The following is a 4,910-nucleotide window of genomic DNA, read 5'->3' on the forward strand; positions in this document are numbered from 1 at the left end:
GGGGAGCGGGGGCCGGTGGTATCCCAGCTGCAGTCAGCCTACCGTCGCTACGTTGCCGACTACATCGAAGGCCCGGGACGTCTCCATACACGCAGCCAGGATTAGCTCATGACGGTAAAACGCGTGGCGATGTGGTCAGGACCGCGAAATATCAGCACCGCGATGATGCGGTCCTTTGAAAATCGCAGCGACAGCGCGGTGGTAGATGAGCCTCTTTACGCGGCTTATCTGGCTGAGACCGGTCTGGAACACCCCGGGGGGGCAGACATTCTCGCCAGCCAGTCGCAGGATTGGCGGGAGGTTGCCGGCGGCCTGTGCAGCGAAGAACCCGCTGCGCTCTATTACCAAAAACATATGACCCAGCACATATTGCCAGGCATGGACTTGTCTTTTACGGAAAAGCTCACTAACTGTTTTCTTATCCGCGAACCGCGCCGGATCATCGCGTCCTACGCCCGGGTTCGCAGTGATTTTACTTTGGAGGAATTGGGCTTTGCACAACAGGCTGCGTTGTTTGAGCGAGAGTGTGAGCGCCTGGGAGAGGTCCCGCCGGTGCTGGATGCGGCGCTTACTCTGAGCGATCCCCGCGCCGTGTTGTCGCAGCTCTGCGAGCGGCTGTCGCTGCCCTTTGAGGAAGCGATGCTGCAGTGGCCGTCGGGACCCCGCGACAGTGATGGTGTGTGGGCACCCCATTGGTACGCTTCTGTCTGGTCTTCAACAGGGTTCGCGACGCCTGCGGAGAGCTCCGTGGAGGAGTCTGCTGTTCTGAGTGCGGAGCAGGACCAGATGTGCGCTCAGGCACAGCAAATGTACGAGCGCATGCTGCCCCACGCTTTGCGTGGTTAGCGGTTAGGGTAAAAGTGCTTGGGAGAGTGCCAGGGAGAGTGCCAGGGAGAGCGCCTGGATTGCCGGAGGATCAGTTGGCGCTGCGAACCCAGTAATTCTCTTCCGCAAGTTGGCGACGTTGCCGGGCCTGGGGCTGCGGCTGCGCGAAGTATTGATCGACGTCGTTCGCAGCCTGGGTTGGCTTGCGAAACTTGATCGCACCAAGAAATGCGACCAGGCTGTTCGTGGGGTGTGATGTTGCGTTGTCGTTGTTATCCGCCATGACGGTATTCCTTCTTACTTTGCGTGCAGGATAGATCTCTGACGCCTGGCAACAAGGAAAAAGTCCGCATAAAAAACGTGAAAAATGCGCACCGGGCCAGAACATATCCGGCAGTCGAAAAATCACGTGTTTTATCCGCAGTTGGCCTCGCGTATTCTGAAGGCCTGATCCCGTCTGCACTGCTTAGGAATGTTCACCATGCTCGACGCTTTGTCTCTGCTCCCCGATGACCCCATTCTTGGTCTGGCCGCACTTTGCCGCGCCGATGAAAACCCTAAAAAAGTGGATCTCACCGTAGGGATTTACATGGACGAGGAGGGCGTCTGCCCGGTCTTTGATGCCATACGTCAGGCGCAGGCGAGCCTTGTATCCAGCGAAACGAGCAAAGCCTATTTACCCCCGGCGGGCGTGGCGGGATTCAATCCCGGCATGCAGAAGCTGGTTCTGGGTGAGAACAGCACGGCGCTTGCCGATGGCCGGGTGAGCAGCATTCAGGCGCCGGGGGGCTGCGGTGCCATTCGAATCGGGGCGGAGATTATTCAGGCAGCATCGCCTGGCGCCAGGGTTTGGGTATCCGACCCCACCTGGCCCGTACATATTCCCCTACTGGGGAGTGTGGGGCTGCAGTTTTCTACCTACCGCTATTACGACGCCGGGACCCATGGAGTAAATTTTGACGCCATGGTTGAGGATCTCAAGGGCGCAGCCAGCGGCGATATTGTGCTGCTCCACGGCTGCTGCCATAACCCCTGTGGAGCGGACCTCTCCCAGGAGCAGTGGTCGATTATTGGTGATATGGCCGAGGCCCAGGGCTTTATGCCCTTCATTGATATTGCCTACCAGGGCCTGGGCGACGGACTGGATGCGGATGCCGCCGGCCTCAGGCAGCTTGCAGAGCGATTACCCGAGATGATTATTGCGGCGTCCTGTTCCAAGAATATGGGGCTCTATCGCGAACGTACCGGCTGCACAATGTTTCTGTGCAAAGACGCCAAGAGCGCCGATGCCCTGTTGAGCCAGGCCAAGGTTGCGGCGCGGCGCGTGTATTCCATGCCGCCGGCGCACGGTGCCCTCCTCGCGAGTGCGGTTCTTTCGGATCCTGCACTTACCGCCAGCTGGCAGTCGGAACTTCACGGTATGTGTGAGCGCATTAATGGCCTGCGCAGTGACCTGGTGGAGAAACTCCAGGGGGCTACGGGACGGGACTTTGAGTTTATTCGCGCCGAAAAGGGCATGTTCTCCTTTTTAGGATTGAGCGGTGATCAGGTGCAGGCCCTGCGTGATGAGTACAGCGTGTACATGCTGGGCTCGTCACGGATTAACGTCGCGGGAGTAAACGCCCGGAATATTGATTACCTCGCCGACTCCATCGCAAAAGTGCTGTAGCCCGAGGGTTACAGCACTTGCCGGGCACGGGAATTCGTGAACCTAGGCGCGTTCTTCAAGCTCCGTCCAGCGTTCGATTTTTTCTTCCAGTGCCTCGCCGATGCCCGCCAGCTCGGCGAGGAGATCTTTCACTTCCTGGGCATCGCGCTCATAAAAAGCGGGCTCAGCGCATAAGGTCTCAAGTTCTCCCTGGCGCGATTCCAGCGTCTCTATTTCTGCCGGCAGACTATCCAGCTCACGCTGCTCTTTGTAGCTAAGCTTCTTTTGCGTGCTTTTTTTGGCCGGGGGCTCGCTCGGGGCTTCGGCTGCTGGCGTTGTGTCAGCCACACGCTCATGGGGCATGGCATCCAGGGGCAAAAGTCGACCGCCCCGGGCTTCCCAGTCGCTGAAGCCCCCGGCGTGTTCCTCGATGGTGCCGTTACCAGTGAGCACCAGCAGGCTGGTGACTACGTTATCCATGAAGGCGCGGTCGTGGCTTACCAGCAGCACCGTGCCCTTGAACTCCATCAGAAGCTCTTCCAGGAGCTCAAGGGTTTCGATATCCAGGTCGTTGGTGGGCTCGTCCAGCACCAGCAGATTGACGGGTTTACTGAACAGCAGTGCAAGTACCGCGCGGTTTTGCTCTCCGCCGGACAGGGCGCCTACGGGTGTACGAAGCCTCTGGGGGGAAAACAGAAAGTCACCCAAATAGGACACGGCGTGCTTGCGACGGCCGTCGATTTCAATAAAGTCTCGCCCGCCGCAGACGTTGTCGATGAGGTTCTTTGTCGGGTCCAGCGTTGAGCGTTGCTGATCACCGTAGGCAATTTCCAGCTTGCTCCCCAGGCGGACCGTCCCGGTTTCCGGTGTCAGTTCGCCGGTAAGCAGGCGGATGAGCGTGCTCTTTCCGGCGCCGTTGGGGCCGACGATACCCACCCGATCGCCGCGCTGCAGCAACAGGGTGCAGGGTTTGATAATCGTCCGACCGCCGAGGACGACACTGGCGTCCTCAAGCTCCGCAACGATTTTGCCGCTGCGCTGGGCGGTCTCCACGTTAAGGTTGGCTGTGCCCGTGCGCTCCCGCCGGGCGCTGCGCTCTTCACGCATGGCTTTAAGGGCACGTACCCGACCCTCATTGCGGGTGCGACGCGCCTTAATACCCTGACGGATCCACTTTTCTTCTTCACTGAGGCGTTTGTCGAAGAGAGCGTTGGCGCGTTCCTCGGCGGCAAGCTGCTGCTCCCGGTGACTCAAAAAGCCTTCGTAGCTGCCCTGCCAGACAGTGAGATTGCCACGATCCAGCTCTGCAATGTGGTCCGCAACACCCTGGAGAAACCGCCGGTCGTGGGTAATCAGCACCAGTGCGCAGCGCAGAGCTGTGAGCTGCTCCTGGAGCCACTCGATGGCGGGAATGTCCAGATGGTTGGTAGGCTCGTCCAGCAGCAGAATATCCGGGTCGCTCACCAGGGCGCGGGCGAGTGCCGCGCGGCGCCGCCAGCCACCCGAGAGGCTGGCCATGAGGGTGTCCCGCTTAAGGTCCAGCTGGCTGAGGGTACTCTCCACGCGTTGCCCCAGTTGCCATCCATCGGCCGCTTCCAGAGCGTGTTGTACCCGCTCCAACTCCACCAGATCGGCATCGGCGGAGGAGGTAAGCTGCTCAAAGCGACGCAGCAGGGCACCGGTTTCTGCCAGGCCGTCGGCAACATAGTCATAGACAGTGATGTCGGCGGTATCGGGCAGCTCCTGCTCCAGCCGAGCGATGCGGGTGCCCGGGCGAAGCCAGCGTTCTCCACCATCCAGGGCCAGATCCCCCGCCAGGATCTTCAGCAGGGTGCTTTTGCCTTCGCCGTTACGCCCCAAAAGGCCCAGTCGCTGACCGCTGCTGATTTGCAGGTCCACGCTGTCCAGAAGTACGTGTGTGCCAAAGTGCAGGTTGGCCTGCTCGAGACGCAAAAGATCCATGAATCGGGTGCTGTAAAAAATGAGCGCGCATTCTAACGTGCTCGACGAAAGATCCACGTAAATTTCTACAACTCTGGGCGACACACAGTCGATTCCGCTATCATTGCGCCGCTTTTTTGCCGGGATATAGCCGCCGAAGCGCCCATGCTTTGCTGCTTAGGCTTCTTTTAGGAACGAGATGTTTTCACGCGCATACCAAACGCACAACGACCGACAGCTGGCCCTCTGGCTGCTGGCCTGCGCCGTGGTGATCTACGGGATGATTTTGCTCGGTGGCGTTACCAGGCTCACGGAGTCGGGCCTGTCCATGGTGGAGTGGCGGCCTATCATGGGAATCTGGCCTCCCATCGGCGAGGCTGCCTGGCTGGAGGTTTTTGCCAAGTATCAGCGCTTTCCCGAGTATCAGAAGATCAATCAGGGTATGGGGTTGGATGAATTCAAGGTGATATTCATGTACGAATATCTCCACCGGGTT

Annotated in this window: 5 protein-coding genes; 3 read left to right on the forward strand and 2 right to left on the reverse strand. The window is 59.3% G+C overall.

What is annotated here, in order from left to right; translation table 11 throughout:
- Positions 1 to 108 precede the first annotated feature (108 nt).
- Entirely contained in the window at positions 109 to 846 is a 738-nt protein-coding gene (locus tag ACTG3T_RS02415) for an HAD family hydrolase (protein WP_439100672.1), read from the forward strand.
- 70 nt (positions 847 to 916) lie between these two features.
- Here the strand turns inward: ACTG3T_RS02415 and ACTG3T_RS02420 are convergent, their stop codons facing one another.
- Entirely contained in the window at positions 917 to 1,108 is a 192-nt protein-coding gene (locus tag ACTG3T_RS02420) for a hypothetical protein (protein ID WP_439100673.1), read from the reverse strand.
- Between the two features lie 198 nt (positions 1,109 to 1,306).
- On the opposite strand from ACTG3T_RS02420, the gene ACTG3T_RS02425 reads away from it, so the two are divergent.
- Positions 1,307 to 2,494: an aromatic amino acid transaminase gene (locus ACTG3T_RS02425; protein ID WP_439100674.1), complete on the forward strand. Its 1,188-nt coding sequence runs from the start codon at positions 1,307 to 1,309 to the stop codon at positions 2,492 to 2,494.
- Between the two features lie 42 nt (positions 2,495 to 2,536).
- On the opposite strand, the gene ACTG3T_RS02430 is transcribed toward ACTG3T_RS02425, so the two are convergent.
- Positions 2,537 to 4,435, reverse strand: coding sequence for an ATP-binding cassette domain-containing protein (locus ACTG3T_RS02430; protein ID WP_439100676.1), 1,899 nt, complete (start codon positions 4,433 to 4,435; stop codon positions 2,537 to 2,539).
- Between the two features lie 178 nt (positions 4,436 to 4,613).
- On the opposite strand from ACTG3T_RS02430, the gene ACTG3T_RS02435 reads away from it, so the two are divergent.
- Positions 4,614 to 4,910, forward strand: a 297-nt coding sequence (locus ACTG3T_RS02435; RefSeq protein WP_439100675.1) for a COX15/CtaA family protein, incomplete at its 3' end; no start/stop codon positions are given.

Origin of the sequence: Congregibacter sp. (assembly GCF_965660375.1) — a bacterium.
Classification (GTDB): domain Bacteria; phylum Pseudomonadota; class Gammaproteobacteria; order Pseudomonadales; family Halieaceae; genus Congregibacter.

Excerpts from the sequence above, each read along its gene's own strand:
- ACTG3T_RS02430 (WP_439100676.1), bottom strand. The coding sequence starts at position 4,435 with ATGGATCTTTTGCGTCTCGAGCAGGCCAACCTGCACTTTGGCACACAC.
- ACTG3T_RS02420 (WP_439100673.1), bottom strand. The coding sequence starts at position 1,108 with ATGGCGGATAACAACGACAACGCAACATCACACCCCACGAACAGCCTG.
- ACTG3T_RS02425 (WP_439100674.1), top strand. The coding sequence starts at position 1,307 with ATGCTCGACGCTTTGTCTCTGCTCCCCGATGACCCCATTCTTGGTCTG.
- ACTG3T_RS02415 (WP_439100672.1), top strand. The coding sequence starts at position 109 with ATGACGGTAAAACGCGTGGCGATGTGGTCAGGACCGCGAAATATCAGC.